The sequence below is a fragment of the Streptomyces sp. NPDC028308 genome, assembly GCF_055565855.1.
Window position 1 is genome coordinate 284522 of the sequence record NZ_JBVHTO010000009.1, and the last position, 17734, is coordinate 302255.

At 72.7% G+C, this 17734-nt stretch carries 14 protein-coding genes; 8 read left to right on the plus strand and 6 right to left on the minus strand.

Features of this window, described 5'->3' with window-relative positions; all coding sequences use genetic code 11:
* Positions 1 to 65: 65 nt before the first annotated feature.
* Together ACZ4VA_RS22385 and ACZ4VA_RS22390 are read right to left on the minus strand one after the other, a co-directional pair.
* Positions 66 to 839 (minus strand): SDR family NAD(P)-dependent oxidoreductase, encoded by a 774-nt coding sequence (locus tag ACZ4VA_RS22385; RefSeq protein ID WP_355789674.1) that lies wholly within the window; start codon positions 837 to 839, stop codon positions 66 to 68.
* 105 nt (positions 840 to 944) lie between these two features.
* Entirely contained in the window at positions 945 to 1613 is a 669-nt protein-coding gene (locus tag ACZ4VA_RS22390; RefSeq protein ID WP_355789677.1) for an MOSC domain-containing protein, read from the minus strand.
* Positions 1614 to 1693: 80 nt separating this feature from the next.
* Between ACZ4VA_RS22390 and ACZ4VA_RS22395 the strand changes: the two genes are divergently transcribed.
* A complete protein-coding gene (locus tag ACZ4VA_RS22395; RefSeq protein WP_356170017.1) occupies positions 1694 to 2590 on the plus strand; it encodes a LysR family transcriptional regulator in 897 nt (298 codons plus the stop codon).
* Positions 2591 to 2677: 87 nt separating this feature from the next.
* On the opposite strand, the gene ACZ4VA_RS22400 is transcribed toward ACZ4VA_RS22395, so the two are convergent.
* On the minus strand, positions 2678 to 3010 hold the full coding sequence (locus tag ACZ4VA_RS22400; protein WP_355789683.1) for a WhiB family transcriptional regulator: 333 nt from the start codon (positions 3008 to 3010) through the stop codon (positions 2678 to 2680).
* A gap of 387 nt (positions 3011 to 3397) precedes the next feature.
* Between ACZ4VA_RS22400 and ACZ4VA_RS22405 the strand changes: the two genes are divergently transcribed.
* From ACZ4VA_RS22405 to ACZ4VA_RS22420, 4 genes are all read left to right on the plus strand, one after another.
* A complete protein-coding gene (locus ACZ4VA_RS22405) occupies positions 3398 to 4009 on the plus strand; it encodes a response regulator transcription factor (RefSeq protein ID WP_003948568.1) in 612 nt (203 codons plus the stop codon).
* Between the two features lie 280 nt (positions 4010 to 4289).
* A complete protein-coding gene (locus ACZ4VA_RS22410) occupies positions 4290 to 4877 on the plus strand; it encodes a sigma-70 family RNA polymerase sigma factor (protein ID WP_355793823.1) in 588 nt (195 codons plus the stop codon).
* A gap of 369 nt (positions 4878 to 5246) precedes the next feature.
* Positions 5247 to 6749, plus strand: a complete 1503-nt coding sequence (guaB, locus tag ACZ4VA_RS22415) for an IMP dehydrogenase (protein WP_356170024.1) — start codon at positions 5247 to 5249, stop codon at positions 6747 to 6749.
* Between the two features lie 128 nt (positions 6750 to 6877).
* Complete coding sequence (locus ACZ4VA_RS22420; RefSeq protein WP_355794079.1) at positions 6878 to 8002, plus strand: GuaB3 family IMP dehydrogenase-related protein; 1125 nt, start codon at positions 6878 to 6880, stop codon at positions 8000 to 8002.
* Positions 8003 to 8067: 65 nt separating this feature from the next.
* Here ACZ4VA_RS22420 and ACZ4VA_RS22425 read toward each other — a convergent pair whose 3' ends face one another.
* Both ACZ4VA_RS22425 and ACZ4VA_RS22430 read right to left on the minus strand, forming a co-directional pair.
* Positions 8068 to 8634: a hypothetical protein gene (locus ACZ4VA_RS22425; protein ID WP_355794078.1), complete on the minus strand. Its 567-nt coding sequence runs from the start codon at positions 8632 to 8634 to the stop codon at positions 8068 to 8070.
* A gap of 122 nt (positions 8635 to 8756) precedes the next feature.
* Positions 8757 to 9965, minus strand: coding sequence for a nucleotide sugar dehydrogenase (locus tag ACZ4VA_RS22430; protein ID WP_356170029.1), 1209 nt, complete (start codon positions 9963 to 9965; stop codon positions 8757 to 8759).
* A gap of 272 nt (positions 9966 to 10237) precedes the next feature.
* Between ACZ4VA_RS22430 and ACZ4VA_RS22435 the strand changes: the two genes are divergently transcribed.
* Positions 10238 to 11944, plus strand: coding sequence for a glycerol-3-phosphate dehydrogenase/oxidase (locus ACZ4VA_RS22435; protein ID WP_355790412.1), 1707 nt, complete (start codon positions 10238 to 10240; stop codon positions 11942 to 11944).
* Positions 11945 to 12638: 694 nt separating this feature from the next.
* On the opposite strand, the gene ACZ4VA_RS22440 is transcribed toward ACZ4VA_RS22435, so the two are convergent.
* Positions 12639 to 13991: a serine hydrolase domain-containing protein gene (locus ACZ4VA_RS22440; RefSeq protein ID WP_468082417.1), complete on the minus strand. Its 1353-nt coding sequence runs from the start codon at positions 13989 to 13991 to the stop codon at positions 12639 to 12641.
* A 213-nt stretch (positions 13992 to 14204) separates the two neighbouring features.
* On the opposite strand from ACZ4VA_RS22440, the gene ACZ4VA_RS22445 reads away from it, so the two are divergent.
* Together ACZ4VA_RS22445 and ACZ4VA_RS22450 are read left to right on the plus strand one after the other, a co-directional pair.
* Positions 14205 to 16391, plus strand: a complete 2187-nt coding sequence (locus ACZ4VA_RS22445; RefSeq protein WP_356243100.1) for a serine/threonine-protein kinase — start codon at positions 14205 to 14207, stop codon at positions 16389 to 16391.
* Positions 16392 to 16596: 205 nt separating this feature from the next.
* A partial coding sequence (locus ACZ4VA_RS22450; protein ID WP_356243067.1) for a protein kinase occupies positions 16597 to 17734 on the plus strand: 1138 nt, incomplete at its 3' end.

Below are 17734 nucleotides of genomic sequence, written 5' to 3' on the forward strand. Positions count from 1 at the left end.
GCACCACCCGCTCCGCGGTACGCGCTCCGCACCGGCCCGCCGGGCGGGTCGGCGCGCGTACGCCCCTACTGGGGCCCGTACTTGCGTCCCGTCCGCGACGTGACCCCGCCCAGCAGGGCGCGCGGCGTCAGCTTCACCACGCCCATCAGCGCCTTGTACCGCGGGTCCGGGACGGACACGGTCTTCCCCCGGGCCAGATCCGCCAGCGCCGACGCGACCAGCTTGTCCGCGTCGAGCCACATCCAGCCGGGGATGTTGTCCGTGCCCATCCCGGCCCGCTGGTGGAACTCGGTGCGCACGAAGCCGGGGCACAGGGCCATCAGCCGTACGCCGCTGCCCGCCAGGTCCTTCGCCGCGCCCTGGGTGAACTGGACGACCCACGCCTTCGAGGCCCCGTAGGTCCCGCGCGGTACGAAGGCGGCGACCGAGGCGACGTTGACGACACCGCCCCGGCCGCGCTCGCGCATCGCCTCGGACGCCGCCGAGGTCAGCCGCAGCACCGCCTCGCAGTGCACCTTCAGCATCTTCAGCTCGTCCGCCATCGAGACGTCGAGATAGCGGCCCTTGTTGCCGAAGCCCGCGTTGTTGACCAGCAGGTCCACCGGGCTTCTGCGGTCGGCCAGACGCGCGGCGACCGCCTCGATGCCGGTGTCCGTCGCCAGGTCCGCCGTCAGCACCTCCGCCTCGATGCCGTGCCGGTCGTGCAGCTCGGTCGCCTGCTCGCGCAGCCGCTTGGTGTCGCGCGCCACCAGGACGAGGTTGTGGCCGTCGGCCGCCAGCCGCCGCGCGAACGCGGCGCCGATGCCCGCGGTCGATCCCGTAATCAGAGCCGTTGTCATGGGCCAAGGTTAGTGACCGGGGCGCACGTCCCGACGCCCCCCACCGCCCGGTGCCGCGCCCGCCGCACCCGCGCCGGCACCGGTCTCCCGCGTCCCCCGCCCGCGTCAGCGGCCGTACTTCTCCACGTACTTCCGCGCGTCCGCCAGCACCTCCGGGTGCAGCGCGTCCCCGGCCGCGAGCAGCCGCGGGAGCAGGGTCCGCTCGACCGTGACGGCACGGAACTGGAGCGCCACGGTCACGTCGTGGTCCGGGCGGTGCAGGATCTCGATCGGGTCGCCCGCGCGGATCTCGCCGGGCCGGACCACCCGCAGGTATGCGCCGGGTGCACCCCGCTGGGTGAACCGCTTGACCCAGCCCCGCTCGCCCAGGTGGCCCTGGAAGGTACGGCAGGGGATGCGCCCGCAGGTGACCTCCAGGACGGCCTCGGGCCCCACGCGCCACCGCTCGCCTATCCGGGCGCCGGACACGTCGAGCCCCGACGTGGTCAGGTTCTCGCCGAACGAGCCGTTCGTCAGCGGGCGGCCGAGCTCGCGCTCCCACTCGTCCAGGTCCTCCCGCGCGAACGCGTACACCGCCTGGTCGTCACCGCCGTGATGGCGCTTCTCGCACACCGCGTCCCCGGCCAGCCCGCCGGCCCCGACGCCCTTGGGCCCGGGGGCCGAGACCGCCACGGGCCCGTCCACCGGCCGCTTGTCGATGCCGGTCAGGCCCTCGGGCTGGTCCGTGTAGGTGACCGCCCGCGGGCGGCCGATGTTCAGCGACAGAAGCTTCATGGCGGCACGCTAGGCGACGGGCGGCCAAAGCGTCGACGCAATATTCGGCGGCGTACCCAAGCGTCGCTTATGCTCGACGGGTGATCGAGGCCCGTCATCTCCGTGTCCTGCGCGCCGTGGCCGCCACCGGCTCGTTCTCGGCGGCGGGGCGCGAGCTGGGCTGCACCCAGCCCGCCGTCAGCCAGCAGATGAAGGCCCTCGAATCCTCGGTGGGCACGCCGCTGCTGATCCGCACCGGCCGCGAGATGCGCCTGACCCAGGCCGGCGAGGCCCTCGTCCGGCACGCGGCGGGCATCATCGCCGGGCTGACGGCCGCCGAGGAGGAGGTGGCCGCCATCGCCGGACTGCGCGCGGGCCGCGTCCGCCTGGTCTCCTTCCCGAGCGGCAGCTCCACCCTGGTGCCGACCGCGCTCGCGGCCCTGCGCGCCGACCACCCCGGCACCCGCGTCTCCCTTGAGGAGGCCGAACCGCCGCGCTCGGTGGAGATGCTGCGCGAGGGCGACTGCGACATCGCGCTCGCCTTCCGCTACGAGGGCGCGGCGGGCGCCGAGGAGTGGCACGACCTGGTCGTACGGCCGCTGCTGGTGGACCGGCTGGTCGGGCTCGTCCCGGCGGGCCACCGACTGGGGACGGCGGACTCGGTGGCCATAGCGGAACTCGCCGGGGAGCCGTGGATCGCGGGCTGCCCGCGCTGCCGCGGCCAGCTGGTCGAGGTCTGCGAGAGCGCCGGCTTCGTGCCTCGCATCGACTTCGCCACGGACGACTACCCGGCGGTGGTCGGCCTCGTCGGCGCGGGCCTCGGCGTCGCGGTCCTGCCCGAGCTGGCCGTGGAGTCCGTACGCCCCAAGGGGGTGCGCACGGTGGCGGTGGAACCCCCGGTGCGGCGGGAGATCGTCGCGCTCACCCTGCCCGACCTCGCCCAGGTGCCCGCCGTGGCGGCCACCCTCGACCGGCTGGCCCGGGCCGCGGCCCGCTGACGCGCGCGGCGCCGGCTCAGCGGCACGCTCCGCGGCACCAAAAGCAGGGGCACGCCTGCGCGTGCCCGTCGTTGGAGAAACGTTCCTTCAGTTGTGCGGCCGGTCTGCCGGCCCACCACTGCTCGCCGCCGAGACCAGCCGGTTGCGCGCCCGTCCCATCAGCTCTTCGCGCTCGTCCTCGGTCAGCCCGCCCCACACGCCGTACGGCTCGCGCACCGCCAGGGCGTGGGCCGCGCACTGGGCGCGTACGGGGCATCTCATGCAGACCTCTTTGGCCGAGTTCTCGCGAGCGCTCCGTGCCGCACCACGCTCGCCCTCCGGGTGGAAGAAGAGCGAGCTGTCGACCCCGCGGCAGGCCGCGAGGAGCTGCCAGTCCCAGAGGTCCGCGTTCGGACCGGGAAGGCGGGAGAAATCTGCCATTGCGTGTCCCCTTGTTGCCGTTCTGGGCCTCTGTGCCCACCGACCGTACATCTACGATCTAAGGAGATGAAAATATGACTCATTGCGAATCTAGCCATAGACACCAGCAAAAGGGAAGAAAACCGGCTAAATGGGGCATGGCTTGTGATGAAAGGTTGAGGGTCCGTTGTGCATGTCTGCACCGTGTCCGCCCCCTCACGTAGAGTGCCGAAGATGGCGGACGGCCCCGTAACTCTTTCGAGTGACCATCGTTGAGAGTGCGAGGCGGTTGAAGGAACAAGCGCTCGGGCAGACGGCAGTATCCGTCCACGAGTGTCGACCGCACAGGTGACGATTCGTACCAGCCTGGAGGCTCAAGGTGACGCGCATCAGCTGCGGAGGGCGGCCATGACATCCGTCCTCGTCTGCGACGACTCCCCGCTTGCCCGAGAGGCGCTCCGCCGCGCGGTTGCTACCGTGCCCGGCGTCGAGCGCGTGACGACGGCGGCCAACGGCGAGGAAGTGCTCCGCCGCTGGGGCGCCGACCGCTCCGACCTGATTCTGATGGACGTGCGCATGCCCGGTCTGGGCGGCGTGGAGACGGTCCGGCGGCTGCTCTCCGCCGACCCGGGCGCCCGCATCATCATGCTCACCGTCGCCGAGGACCTGGACGGTGTGGCGCTCGCCGTCGCCGCCGGTGCCCGCGGCTACCTGCACAAGGACGCCTCGCGCGCCGAACTGCGGGCCACGGTGACGCAGGCGCTCGCCGACCCGACCTGGCGGCTCGCCCCGCGCCGGCTGCGGTCGGCCGAGATGGGCGCCGCGCCGACGCTCACTGCGCGTGAGATCCAGGTCCTGGAAGGCATGAGCCACGGCCGCTCCAACGCGGAGATCGGACGTGAGCTGTTCCTCTCCGAGGACACCGTCAAGACCCACGCGCGACGGCTCTTCAAGAAGCTCGGCGCCTCCGACCGCGCGCACGCCGTGGCGCTCGGTTTCCGCTGGGGCCTGGTCCGCTAGGTGAGCTGCCCCGGGACGGCGATCCCCACCCGCCGTACGGCGCCTCCCGTCCGCCTCCGGGCGGGCGGGGCCGGGCCCATTCACACGGTCCCTCCGATGCCCGATCCCCGTTTCCCGGCGGATGCCGCATCCTTGAGGTGTGGAGTTCCTCGGGGACGATTCGGTCGAGCGGAAGGGGAGGGCGCAGGAGATGAGTTCCGGCGCACCTGCTCATAACGCTTCGGTGCACAACTACGGACGCGGTGCCACGGATCGAACGACGCCGAGGCACCATGGACCGATGCGTGACGACGAGGCGGCCACTGCCCAAGGGGCAATCGGTGCGCTCGTCCATCGTGCGGTCGACGGCGACGAGCAGGCCACACACGACCTGCTCGCCCACGTACATCCTCTCGCTCTGCGGTACTGCCGCACGCGTCTCTCCCGGCTCCCGGGCGACGCGCGGCACTTCGTGGAGGACCTGGCGCAGGAGGTCTGCGTCGCGGTGCTGCTGGCGCTGCCGCGCTACAAGGACACCGGGCGCCCCTTCGAAGCCTTCGTCTTCGCCATCGCCGCGCACAAGGTCGCCGACCTCCAGCGCGCCGCGATGCGCCATCCCGGCTCGACGGCCGTGCCCTCGGACGAGATGCCCGAGCGGCCGGACGACTCGCTCGGTCCCGAGGAGCGCGCCCTGCTCAGCAGCGACGCCGAGTGGGCCAAGAAGCTCCTGGCCAACCTCCCGGAGAACCAGCGGGAGCTGCTCCTGCTGCGCATCGCGGTGGGGCTCACGGCCGAGGAGACGGGTCAGATGTTGGGAATGTCACCCGGTGCGGTCCGCGTGGCCCAGCACCGGGCCCTGAGCCGCCTGCGGGCCCTGGCGGAGCAGTAACGGCTCCCCGCCGGGCACGCACCGCCTCCGCTCCGGGAGCCGCGGGCTTCCCGGCGGTCGCCGCTGTTCGCGGCACCGGGACGACGGCGTCGGGCCGACGTCCGCCGGTGCGGGACCTCGCGCAGGGGCGGCAGTTGCGTTCCGCCGCGTCGGCGAGGACCGTGACGGGCGGGACGCGGAAGCGCCGGGCGGGCCAGGTCGGCGCCGAGTGCCCGGGAGACCCTCCCGGGGGCGGCGCGTGAACGGAGCCGGCTCCCGGCTCGTACGAAGCTACGAAGCCGACGGGCGCCGGAAACCGTGGAATGAGAGAGCCGTGCTTCCCGTTAGCATGGACATCCGCACCGATCAAGGCCATTTGGGGAAGGTGTCATGACTGCAAACGTCGACGGAGTGCCCGAGAAATTCGCGACACTCGGGCTGACCTACGACGACGTGCTGCTGCTGCCGGGCGCATCGGAAGTGCTGCCCAACGCGGTCGACACCTCGTCCCGCATCTCCCGCAACGTGCGCGTGAACATCCCGCTGCTCTCGGCGGCGATGGACAAGGTCACCGAGTCCCGGATGGCCATCGCCATGGCCCGCCAGGGCGGTGTCGGCGTGCTGCACCGGAACCTGTCCATCGAGGACCAGGTCAACCAGGTCGACCTCGTGAAGCGCTCCGAGTCCGGCATGGTCACCGACCCGATCACGGTGCACCCGGACGCGACGCTCGCCGAGGCGGACGCCCTGTGCGCCAAGTTCCGCATCAGCGGCGTGCCCGTCACCGACGGCAACAAGAAGCTGCTCGGCATCGTCACCAACCGCGACATGGCCTTCGAGACCGACCGCTCCCGTCAGGTGCGCGAGGTCATGACCCCGATGCCCCTGGTCACCGGCAAGGTCGGCATCTCCGGGAACGACGCGGTGGAGCTGCTCCGCCGCCACAAGATCGAGAAGCTGCCGCTGGTCGACGACGCGGGCATCCTCAAGGGCCTCATCACGGTCAAGGACTTCGTCAAGGCGGAGAAGTACCCGAACGCCGCGAAGGACGCCGAGGGCCGCCTCCTCGTGGGTGCCGCCGTCGGCGCCAGCCCCGAGGCGCTGGAGCGGGCCCAGGCGCTCGCCGAGGCCGGTGTGGACTTCCTGATCGTCGACACCTCCCACGGGCACAACAGCAACGCCCTCAACTGGATGGCCAAGATCAAGTCGAGCGTCGGCGTCGACGTGATCGGCGGCAACGTCGCCACGCGTGACGGCGCCCAGGCCCTGATCGACGCCGGCGTCGACGGCGTCAAGGTGGGCGTGGGTCCCGGCTCCATCTGTACGACCCGTGTGGTCGCCGGCATCGGCGTCCCCCAGGTCACCGCCATCTACGAGGCCGCCCTCGCGGCCCGCGCCGCGGGCGTCCCGGTCATCGGCGACGGCGGCCTGCAGTACTCCGGTGACATCGGCAAGGCGCTCGCCGCCGGCGCCGACACGGTGATGCTGGGCAGCCTCCTCGCGGGCTGCGAGGAGTCGCCGGGCGAGCTGCAGTTCATCAACGGCAAGCAGTTCAAGTCCTATCGCGGCATGGGCTCCCTCGGTGCCATGCAGTCCCGCGGCCAGGGCCGGTCGTACTCGAAGGACCGCTACTTCCAGGCCGAGGTGGCCTCCGACGACAAGCTCGTGCCCGAGGGCATCGAGGGCCAGGTGCCCTACCGCGGCCCGCTCGCCAACGTGCTGCACCAGCTCGTCGGCGGTCTGCGCCAGACCATGGGATACGTCGGCGCCGCCACCATCGACGAGATGGAGACCAAGGGCCGCTTCGTGCGGATCACCTCGGCGGGTCTCAAGGAGAGCCACCCGCACGACATCCAGATGACGGTCGAGGCCCCCAACTACAGCCGTCCGTGAGGTCCCCGCGCGCGTGAAGCGCGTCCCGATGTGCGATCGAGAGCGGCCCCGGAGCCTTCGGGGCCGCTCTCGCCGTATGCGTCGGGGATACTGGTAGGCGCTGGAACGCAGACGGAAAGGCCACACACGTGACTGAGATCGAGATCGGGCGCGGCAAGCGCGGCCGCCGGGCGTACGCCTTCGACGACATCGCCGTCGTCCCGAGCCGCCGGACCCGGGACCCGAAGGAGGTCTCGATCGCCTGGCAGATCGACGCCTACCGCTTCGAGCTGCCCTTCCTGGCCGCCCCCATGGACTCGGTCGTCTCCCCGGCCACCGCGATCCGCATCGGCGAGCTGGGCGGCCTGGGCGTCCTCAACCTCGAAGGGCTGTGGACGCGGTACGAGGACCCGCAGCCGCTGCTCGACGAGATCGCCGGGCTGGACGCGGACACCGCGACCCGCCGCCTCCAGGAGATCTACGCGGCTCCCATCAAGGAGGAGCTGATCGGGCAGCGCATCAAGGAGGTGCGCGACTCGGGCGTGGTCACCGCGGCGGCGCTGTCCCCGCAGCGGACGGCGCAGTTCTCCAAGGCCGTCGTGGACGCGGGCGTCGACATCTTCGTCATCCGCGGTACGACGGTGTCGGCCGAGCACGTCTCCGGTGCCGCCGAGCCGCTGAACCTGAAGCAGTTCATCTACGAGCTGGACGTCCCGGTGATCGTCGGCGGCTGCGCCACGTACACCGCCGCCCTGCACCTGATGCGCACGGGCGCGGCCGGTGTGCTGGTCGGCTTCGGCGGCGGCGCCGCGCACACCACCCGCAACGTCCTGGGCATCCAGGTCCCGATGGCGACCGCGGTGGCGGACGTCGCCGCGGCCCGCCGGGACTACATGGACGAGTCCGGCGGCCGGTACGTGCACGTCATCGCCGACGGCGGCGTCGGCTGGTCCGGCGACCTCCCCAAGGCCATCGCCTGCGGTGCCGACTCCGTGATGATGGGCTCCCCGCTGGCCCGTGCCACGGACGCGCCCGGCCGGGGCCACCACTGGGGCATGGAGGCGGTGAACGAGGAGCTGCCGCGCGGCAAGAAGGTCGACCTCGGCACCGTCGGCACGATCGAGGAGATCCTCACCGGTCCCTCGCACATCCCCGACGGCTCCATGAACATCTTCGGCGCCCTGCGCCGCGCCATGGCCACCACCGGCTACAGCGAGCTCAAGGAGTTCCAGCGCGTCGAGGTCACGGTCGCGGACGCGCAGCACAAGCGCTAGCCCGTACGACGTCGAAGGGCCCGGTCGCCTTGGGGTGACCGGGCCCTTCCGCGTGCTGTCCGCCGTCAGTGACCGGCCTTCCTGGCGCTGGAGAAGGCCACGTACGCGGCGATCGCGAAGAAGACGAAGGTCAGCGGATCGGCGTCCGCCTTCCATGCTTCCTGGACCAGGTCGAGGTGGTCGAAGAAGAGCTCGTTGAAGCCGACGCCGATCTCCTTGGCACCGATCATGGCCTCGCCGACCAGCTGGCCGAGGTAGACCGACCCCGCGGCCAGCACGACGCTGACGACCGGCAGGACCGGGTTGCGCCCGCCCACACGGCCCGCCGCGAGACCGATCAGGAAGCCGACGCCCACGGCCGCCCAACCGATCTGGTGCTTCGTGAGGCCGATGACGACGCCGTAGACGACCGCCCCGACCAGAGCGGCGCCGACGGCGGCCGCGAGGCCGAGGCCGAGGTTGGTGAAGACCGGGCCGGTGGGGGCGACCGGGGCCATCGGGAAGGCGGAGCCGCCCTGCTGCTGCGGGAAGCCGGGCGCGGGCGGCGTGTCCTGCGGGCCCGCACCCTGCGCGTACGGGTTCCCGGACTGCTCGGCCGGCGGCACGGGCGGCGGCGTGGACGACTGGCTCATGTGGATCCCCCCAGGGACAGCGGCGCACGACGGGTGCGCCGAGAACGCGAGCGCACGTGTGTGCGAGAGCTGCCGCACAGTAGCAGGCCGCACCGACAGTCCGTACGGGGATTTCCGGGAGGTCAGAGGCGGTGTGCCGCCCCGGTCGGCGTGGCGCCGCGCGTGTCCAGGAGGAGCTGCGCCTTCACGGACAGGCCCTGGAGGTCGTACGTGCGGTGCTGCTGGAGCAGGATCGTCAGGTCGGCGTCGGCCGCGGCCTCGTAGAGCGAGTCGGCCCGCGGGATCGGGCGGTCGAGGACGCTCCAGGCGGGGATGAGCGGGTCGTGGTAGCTGACGGACGCGCCGAGTTCCATCAGGCGCAGCGCGATCTCGTGCGCGGGGGAGCCCTGCTGGTCGGCGAGGTCCTGCTTGTAGGTGACGCCCAGCAGCAGCACGCGCGCGCCGCGGGCCGACTTCCCGTGCTCGTTGAGGAGGGTGGCGGCGCGCTGGATGACGTACTGCGGCATGTGGTCGTTGACCTGCCGCGCCAGTTCGACCATGCGCAGGGTGCGGCCCGAGCGTCCGGTGAGGTCCTGGGCGACTGCGTGGCCGCCGACGCCGGGTCCCGGCCGGAAGGCCTGGAAGCCGAACGGCTTGGTCTCGGCGCACCGGATGACGTCCCACAGGTCGACGCCGAGGTCGTGGCAGAGCACGGCCATCTCGTTGACCAGGGCGATGTTCACGTGCCGGAAGTTGGTCTCCAGGAGCTGCACGGTCTCCGCCTCGCGTGGTCCACGCGCGCGTACGACCTTGTCGGTGAGGCGCCCGTAGAAGGCGGCGGCCGACTCGGTGCAGGCCGGGGTGAGGCCGCCGATCACCTTGGGGGTGTTGGACGGGTGGAAGTCGCGGTTGCCCGGGTCGACCCGGCTGGGCGAGTACGCGAGGTGGAAGTCGCGGCCGGCACGCAGGCCCGAGCCCTCCTCCAGGAGGGGGCGCAGGAACTCCTCCGTGGTCCCCGGGTGCACCGGGGACTCCAGGATCACCGTGGTGTGCGGGCGCAGCCGGGCGGCCAGGGTGCGGGCGGCGCCGGCCACCTGGCTCATGTCCGGGGCCCCGTCCGCGCCGCGTGGAGTGGGCGCACAGATGACCGCCGTGCGTACGCGGCCGAGTTCGGCCGCGTTGGTGGTCGGCCGGAAGCCCTCCGAGTGCATCCGGCGCAGCTCGGCGGCCGTGAGGGAGCCGCCCTCGGGGCCGGTCTTGTAGCCGACCGTGGGGATGCCGGCGGCGACGGCGGCCTGGGCCAGGGGCAGGCCGAGATGACCGAGTCCGATGACGGCGAGATCTGCGGGCATGGCGTGGGCCGTCCTTCCCAGTAGCCGTAGTGGGACAGGTGTGCAAGCCCGGTGGACAGAACGGGCGAGCGCAATGTCAGACTAGGAGTAAATATGACCGATTTGCGGGATTACTCGACTGTGTTTTCTCGAGAGTCCCCGATTGATCTCCACAGGCGGTACGGCGGGCAGTGGCCGAAGGTGGGCAGCACGGTCAGAATTTGGGCATGGGGGATGAGAGCCGGGCTTCGCCGGACGGGTGCGGCCAGCGCAACGGATAGCGGGAGGCAGCGGTGAGGACAGCGACACTGGGGCCGGCGGAGCGCGCCGAGTCACTTGCGGGAATGGCCGAGCGGGAGCTGGACGTGCTGGTCGTGGGCGCGGGCGTGGTCGGTGCGGGGACCGCGCTGGACGCCGTGACGCGGGGCCTGTCCACGGGACTGGTCGAGGCGCGCGACTGGGCTTCCGGCACGTCGAGCAGGTCCAGCAAGCTGATCCACGGAGGTCTGCGCTACCTGGAGATGCTCGACTTCGCACTGGTGCGCGAAGCCCTCAAGGAGCGCGGACTGCTCCTGGAACGGCTCGCTCCACACCTCGTGAAGCCCGTGCCCTTCCTCTACCCGTTGCAGCACAAGGGCTGGGAGCGGCTGTACGCGGGCTCCGGCGTCGCCCTCTACGACGTCATGGCGATGGCCCGGGGGCGCGGCCGCGGCCTGCCCGGACACCGCCACCTGACACGCCGCCACGCCCTGCGCGTCGCTCCCGCGTTGAAGAAGGACGCGCTGGTCGGCGCGCTGCAGTACTACGACGCGCAGATGGACGATGCCCGTTACGTGGCCACGCTGGTGCGCACGGCCGCGGCCTACGGCGCCAAGGTGGCCAACCGAACGCGGGTGACCGCCTTCCTGCGCGAGGGCGAACGCGTCGTCGGCGCCAGGGTGCTCGACGTCGAGAGCGGCGGGGAGTACGAGATCCGCGCCAAGCAGGTGGTGAACGCGACCGGGGTGTGGACCGACGACACCCAGGCGATGGTGGGGGAGCGCGGCCAGTTCCACGTACGGGCGTCCAAGGGCGTCCACCTGGTCGTACCGAAGGACCGCATCCACTCCACGACCGGTCTGATCCTGCGCACCGAGAAGTCCGTGCTCTTCGTCATCCCGTGGGGACGGCACTGGATCGTCGGGACCACCGACACCGACTGGGACCTCGACAAGGCGCACCCGGCGGCCTCCAGCGCCGACATCGACTACGTGCTGGAGCACGTGAACGCGGTCCTCGCCCTGCCCCTGACCCGTGACGACGTCGAGGGCGTCTACGCGGGACTGCGACCGTTGCTCGCCGGCGAGTCCGACGCCACGAGCAAGCTCTCCCGCGAGCACACCGTCGCGCATCCGGTGCCGGGACTCGTGGTCGTGGCGGGCGGCAAGTACACGACGTACCGCGTGATGGCCAAGGACGCGGTGGACGAGGCGGTGCACGGGCTCGACCAGCGCGTCGCCGAGTGCGTCACCGAGGACATCCCGCTGCTCGGCGCCGAGGGCTACCGCGCCCGGTGGAACGCGCGGGCGCGCATCGCGGCCGAGACCGGTATCCACGTCGTGCGGGTGGAGCACCTGCTGAACCGCTACGGCTCCCTCGCCGACGAACTCCTCGACCTCATCGCCGCCGACTCCTCGCTCGGCGCCCCGCTGCAGGGCGCGGACGACTACCTCCGCGCCGAGGTCGTCTACGCCGCCTCGCACGAGGGTGCCCGCCACCTCGACGACGTCCTCACCCGCCGGACCCGCATCTCCATCGAGACGTTCGACCGGGGCACGCGCTGCGCCCGTGAGGCCGCGGAGCTGATGGCGCCGGTTCTCGGCTGGGACAAGGACCAGATCGAGCGCGAGGTCGAGCACTACGAGAAGCGGGTCGAGGCGGAACGGGAGTCGCAGCGCCAGCCCGACGACCTGACGGCGGACGCGGCCCGTCTGGGGGCGCCGGACATCGTGGCGCGGTGACGCGCGGGCGCGGGGGTCGTGCCGTGGCCCGGTGAGACGGCCACGGTGGCTTCGGGTGGGGCGAGCCGCGTTGTGCTGTGAGGCTGCTGCGGTGGTTGAGGGTGTCCGGTGCGGGGCGATCCCGTACCGGATGCCGTGTCGTGGGGGCGCGTTGGGGGTCGCGGACGTCGTCGCCGCCATGACTCCGGGCACGGTCACGCGGGCGGCGGCACTCGGTCCCGCTCGCTGTCATGTGGGGGTCCGGTCGACCCCGCTCACCGTCCGGTGGGTGCCGGGTGCCGGGTGCCGGGTGCCGGGTGCCGGGCGGCGCGGTGGTCCATGCGGGCGCCGGCACGCGGCCCCGCTGACTGTCATGTGGGGGCTTGCCCGACCCCTTCCGACCCCGCTCACCGTCTGGCGGGCGCCGAGTGGTGAGCGCCGGGTGGTCGGGCGGCGCTGTGGTCCATGCGGGCGGCGGCCCCCGGCCCCGCTCACTGTCACGGGGTCCGGTCGGCCCCGCTCACCGGGCGGCGGGCGGCGGGTGGCGCTGGGGTCGGCGGAGACGTTGTCGAGGCCTCGCGGCGGGTGACATCGGTGGGGCGGGCTAGCGGGCTGCCGCTCGTGGCTCGCGGTTCGCGACTCGCGACTCGCGACTCGCGACTCGCGGTTCGCGGTTCGCGCTCGCCGCTCAGGCGGGTGCCGTCCCGGCGGGATGTCACTCGAACGGGTGTCGTGGGCTGGGATCTTTGCTCGGAACCCGGGCGTTCTGAGGGGTGCGGGGGCAGAACTCGGCGGCGAGCAGGGCCGGTTCGAGGCTCGGGTCTGCGATCCCGTCCGTGTTCACCCGGAAGGTGAGGACACGACGGCCGTCGACGGTGGCTGCGGTGCGCACGTAGCTGCCGGCTATGCGTCCGTTGTGGCCCCACACCGTCATGCCGCACGGCAGCTTCACGGGATAGAGACCCATGCCGTACCGGCCGTGTGCGGCCCGGGTGTCGAGCATCTCCCGCAGCCGGTCCGGCGGGAGCAGCTCACCCCCCAGCAGGGCCGCGTAGAAGCGGTCGAGGTCGGCCAGGGTGCTGACCAGCTCGCCCGCCGCGCCGGCCACGCGCGGGTCGAGTTCGGTGACGTCCGAACCGTCGGCGGCGTACGCGCGGCCGTGCGGGGAGGGGAGCGAGGTGCGGGCGCCGGGGAAGGAGGTGCCCGTCAGATGAAGGGGGGTGATGAGGCGACGCCGGATCTCGGTGGCGTACGAGTGGCCGGTGACCTGTCGTACGACCAGGCCCAGCAGTACGTAGTTGGTGTTCGAGTAGGAGAAGCGGCCGGGGTCGGCTGGGGGGTGGGTGACGGCGATGCGCAGAGCCTGACGCGGGGTGACGGGGACGGCCCCCCTGGTCTCCGCCGTGAAGTCGTACAGACCGCTGGTGTGGGTGAGCAGGGCACGCAGGGTCAGCGCGCGACCGTCGTTGCCCGCTCCCGCCACCAGTCCCGGCAGGTGCAGGTCCACGGAGTCCGACAGGGAAAGGCGGTGTTCGGCGGCGAGTTGCAGTACGACCGTCGCGAGGAACGTCTTGGTGATGCTGCCGGCGCGGAAGTGGTCGCCGCGGCGGAGGGCGGTCTCGGTGCGGGTTCCGGCGGTCGGGCCTCGGACGGTGTCGGGAAGGGAGGTTCCGGGAGGGGAAGGGGTGGCTGTTCCGGAGGTGGCGTCAGATGCGGTCGGGCCGGTGTCTCGTACGGGCGCGGAGTCGGCCTCGGTCCGGACGCCGGTCCGGCCGGACGTGGCGGCGGGTGCGGCCGAGGCCGACGCGGCGTCAGGTGCCGCGGAGATGCCGCGGGCTGAGGGGGCGCCCGGTGCCGACGGGGTCCGTGCGCCGTAAGTGGTTGCGTCGGTGACGGCTTCGGCGTGGGAGTAGCGGGTACCCGTCTCCTCGCGGGCCAGGAGGGCCGCGGCCGGGGCCTTTCCCCGGGAGACGAGCAGGGTCAGCGCGGAGTCCGCGGCGACGCTCGCGTCGGCGGGGGCGCCGGTCGGAGTCAGGCCGAGCAGGACGGCGGCAACCGGAATGGTCACGAGTGTCCGGCGTGTCCGGAGCAGCGGCATCGCGAACCTCCCTTGTCGGGGGCCCATCATGCGGGACGAATGGCGTCGCGCGGCAGGCAGTCCCCCTGGTCGGGCGCACCGAGGCCCGGTCCCGCCCGGAGTCCAGAGGCACCCTGGGCGTCGGGTGGTCCATACGTGGGGGACAATGAAGGCTCTGTCAGGGCGGGTTGCATGAGGGGACGCATGTCGGAGGCGGAGCGGGCGGGAGCATCCCGTCAGGACAAGAGCGGGCGTCTCCTCGCCGGGCGGTACCGGCTGGGAGACGTACTCGGCCGCGGCGGCATGGGCACGGTGTGGCGCGCCGAGGACGAAACCCTGGGTCGCACGGTGGCCGTCAAGGAGCTGAGGTTCCCGTCGAGCATCGACGAGGACGAGAAGCGGCGGCTGATCACACGGACCCTGCGCGAGGCGAAGGCGATCGCGCGGATCCGTAACAACGGCGCGGTGACCGTGTTCGACGTGGTCGACGAGGACGACCGGCCCTGGATCGTGATGGAGCTCGTCGAGGGCAAGTCCCTCGCCGAGGCCATCCGCGAGGACGGGCTGCTCACGCCGAGGCGGGCGGCGGAGGTCGGCCTGGCGATCCTCGACGTGCTGCGCTCCGCGCACCGCGAGGGCATCCTGCACCGGGACGTGAAGCCGTCCAACGTGCTGATCTCCGAGGACGGCCGGGTCGTGCTGACCGACTTCGGCATCGCGCAGGTGGAGGGCGATCCGTCCATCACCTCGACGGGCATGCTCGTCGGCGCGCCCTCGTACATCTCGCCCGAGCGGGCACGCGGCCACAAGCCCGGCCCCGCGGCGGACCTCTGGTCGCTCGGCGGTCTGCTGTACGCGGCGGTGGAGGGCGTTCCGCCGTACGACAAGGGTTCCGCCATCGCGACGCTCACCGCGGTGATGACCGAGCCGGTGGAGCAGCCGAAGCACGCGGGACCGCTGGAGAAGGTGATCTACGGGCTGCTCGCCAAGGATCCCGAGCAGCGGCTCGACGACGCGGGCGCCCGGGCGATGCTCACCGAGGTGCTGCGCGCGACCGAGGCCGGGGACTCGGCGCCGGAGCCGCCGGACGCGACGAAGGTCGTGGCGATGCCGCCGCTCCCGGACGCGGACTCGGGCAGGGGCGCCAAGCGGGAGGACGCGGGCGAGCGGCTGCGCGGGGCCCTGCGTTCCGTGCGGAAGGCGGCCACGGCGGCGGGAGCTGCCGCGGGGGCCGCACGCGCCAAGTCCGGCTCCACGGGGACGTCCGGTTCCACGCCCGTCGCGGGCACCGGTGCCGCGGGGACCGGCGGGGGCGCGCTGGCCTCCGGCACGACGGGTTCCGCCAAGTCCGGTGCGGGCAAGCCCGGTTCCGGTGACGCGACGTCCGGTGCCGCGTCCCGGGCGGGTGCCGCGGGTGCGGTCGGCGCCGGTGCGGCGGCGGTCGGCGCGGGCCGGGCAGGTGACGCCGGTTCGGGAGAAGGCGCCGGTGCGGCGACCACGGTGTCCCGGTCGTCCGGTGTCGGGGACGGTGCCACGGCCGGCCTGGACAAGGGGGCGACGGCGGGCCGGGGTTCCGGCTGGCCGGAGGTTCCCCCGGCTCCCGCGAGGCCGGCGCCCAAGGCGTCGCTCACCGACGTGGTGCCGCGGCGGACGCTGGTGATAACGGCGGTCGTCGTGGTCCTCGCCATCATCGGCACCGTGCTGGCGCTGACCCTCGGGGGCGGTGACGGCGGCTCCGAGGACAGCAAGGGCGGCGACGCCAAGTCCTCGTCCGGCGGTACGGCGGCCGGCAGCGGTGACAAGGACAAGGGTTCCGGCGCCGGTGCGGACGGCGACGAGAAGAAGCCTTCGGCCGGCGCCTCGGACGGCTCGGCCGGAGACGGCACAGCCGGAAGCTCGCCGAGCGCGAGTGCGTCGGGCGACTCGGACTCGGACGACGAGACGAAGTCGGACGACTACACCGCCGTACAGACGTACCGCTCCGGTCAGGGGTTCTCCATAGGACTGCCGAAGGGCTGGAAGTACCAGTCCACGGGCGCTGCTGGGGCTCGTTTCACCGGCCCCGACGGGCAGAAGCTGCTGGTCGGCTGGACGTCCACGCCCAAGGACGACCCGGTCGCGGACTGGAAGAACCAGGAGCGCTACATGACGCGCCCCCAGTACCAGCGCATACGGATAGAGAAGGTGGACTACCGCGGCTGGAACACGGCCGACTGGGAGTTCACCTACGTGGAGAGCGGGACGAAGTACCGGTCGATAGACCGCGGATTCGTCGTCAACTCGCATCAGGGGTACGGGCTCATGTACACCGCGAAGGACGCCAAATGGGGCAGCGACCTGCGTAGGGACACCTGGCGCACGCTGACGAGGACGTTCAAGCCGAAGTCGTGACGCCGCGACGGGGCCGGTGGGGGTGGACAGTTCGGAGGGGATTGTTCACCCGGCCGCGTGTGGGTAGGAGTTGAGGGCCTGAGATCTCGCATCACCTCCTTGCGAGTTGCCTCCGGCACGTATCGTGAGTGGTTGCGGACCGTACGGAATCACAACGGAGCGCAACCCGAACGGAATTGACCACCGGGCGGCCGGGGGAGGCGTCGTGGACGACTACGCGGGACGGGTACTCGCCGACCGCTACCGCCTGCCCCTGCCGCCGTCCGACGAGTACGAACTCGCCGAGACCCGCGCCTTCGACACCTACAGCGGGCAGGAGGTCCTGGTCCGCCAGGTGCCGTTGCCCGAGGTCGTCGAGGCGGAGGTGCTCGACGCGGACGGGCTGCCGGAAGGGTTCGTGGCGCGGGACGGCGTCCAGGACCGGCGCGGCCGGACCGCCCGGCCGACCCGGCGTCCCGCCGAACCGGCCGTGCGGCGCGCCATCGAGGCCGCGCAGGCCGCCGCGCAGATACCCGACCACCCCCGGCTCGACCAGGTCTTCGACGTGTTCGCCGAGGGTGGTTCGCTCTGGGTCGTCAGTGAGCTGGTGGCCGCCCGGCCGCTGGCGGCGCTGCTCGCCGAGAAACCGTTGACGCCGTACCGGGCGGCCGAGGTCGCCTCGGACGTGCTCATGGCCCTGCGGGTGCTGCACGCGCACGGCTGGGTTCACCGGAACATCACCGCCCGCACGGTCCTCGTCTGCGACGACGGCCGCGTCATGCTCAGCGGCCTGGCGGTCGGCGCCGCCGAGGAGGCGCTGTGCGGGTACGACCCCGTACCGCCCCGGGACGGGGAGGCGGGCACCGGGGACGAGCGTGTCCCCGGTCCTGGCGGCGCGTACGGCGGCCCGGTCGCCGGAGGAGTCGCGGGCCACTCGCTCGGCGCGGGCGCCGGGGGCGGCGGCCCGCTCAGCCGGGACCCCGAAGCGGCTCGGCGGGCCGCGATCGAGGCCCGCGAGAAGGGCATGGAGGCGCGGGCGGCCGGCGTCGAGGCGCGGGCCGCGGGGCGTGCACCCGCCGTGGAGGGCCCCCGCGGAGGTGTTCCGGCCCTCGGTGGCCACGCGCCCGAGGGCGACGACGTACGGGCGGCAAGGGCCGGGGCGATCGCCGCGTACCGGGCCGGTGCGCGTGCCGCGGCCCGGGTCCAGGACGAGGAGCGCGACAGCCGCGCCGCCCTGCCCGGCCCCCGCCCTGCGCCGGGCCCCGCCGAGCCCCCGTCCTCCACCACGAACCCCTCCCTCCCGGCACCGGGCGGCTACGGCCCCGGGACCGGCCGAGGCCCCGGCCACGACCCCGAGACCGGTC

Excerpts from the sequence above, each read along its gene's own strand:
- ACZ4VA_RS22400 (WP_355789683.1), bottom strand. The coding sequence starts at position 3,010 with ATGGCAGATTTCTCCCGCCTTCCCGGTCCGAACGCGGACCTCTGGGAC.
- guaB (WP_356170024.1), top strand. The coding sequence starts at position 5,247 with ATGACTGCAAACGTCGACGGAGTGCCCGAGAAATTCGCGACACTCGGG.
- ACZ4VA_RS22445 (WP_356243100.1), top strand. The coding sequence starts at position 14,205 with ATGTCGGAGGCGGAGCGGGCGGGAGCATCCCGTCAGGACAAGAGCGGG.
- ACZ4VA_RS22405 (WP_003948568.1), top strand. The coding sequence starts at position 3,398 with ATGACATCCGTCCTCGTCTGCGACGACTCCCCGCTTGCCCGAGAGGCG.
- ACZ4VA_RS22430 (WP_356170029.1), bottom strand. The coding sequence starts at position 9,965 with ATGCCCGCAGATCTCGCCGTCATCGGACTCGGTCATCTCGGCCTGCCC.
- ACZ4VA_RS22385 (WP_355789674.1), bottom strand. The coding sequence starts at position 839 with ATGACAACGGCTCTGATTACGGGATCGACCGCGGGCATCGGCGCCGCG.
- ACZ4VA_RS22390 (WP_355789677.1), bottom strand. The coding sequence starts at position 1,613 with ATGAAGCTTCTGTCGCTGAACATCGGCCGCCCGCGGGCGGTCACCTAC.
- ACZ4VA_RS22425 (WP_355794078.1), bottom strand. The coding sequence starts at position 8,634 with ATGAGCCAGTCGTCCACGCCGCCGCCCGTGCCGCCGGCCGAGCAGTCC.
- ACZ4VA_RS22410 (WP_355793823.1), top strand. The coding sequence starts at position 4,290 with ATGCGTGACGACGAGGCGGCCACTGCCCAAGGGGCAATCGGTGCGCTC.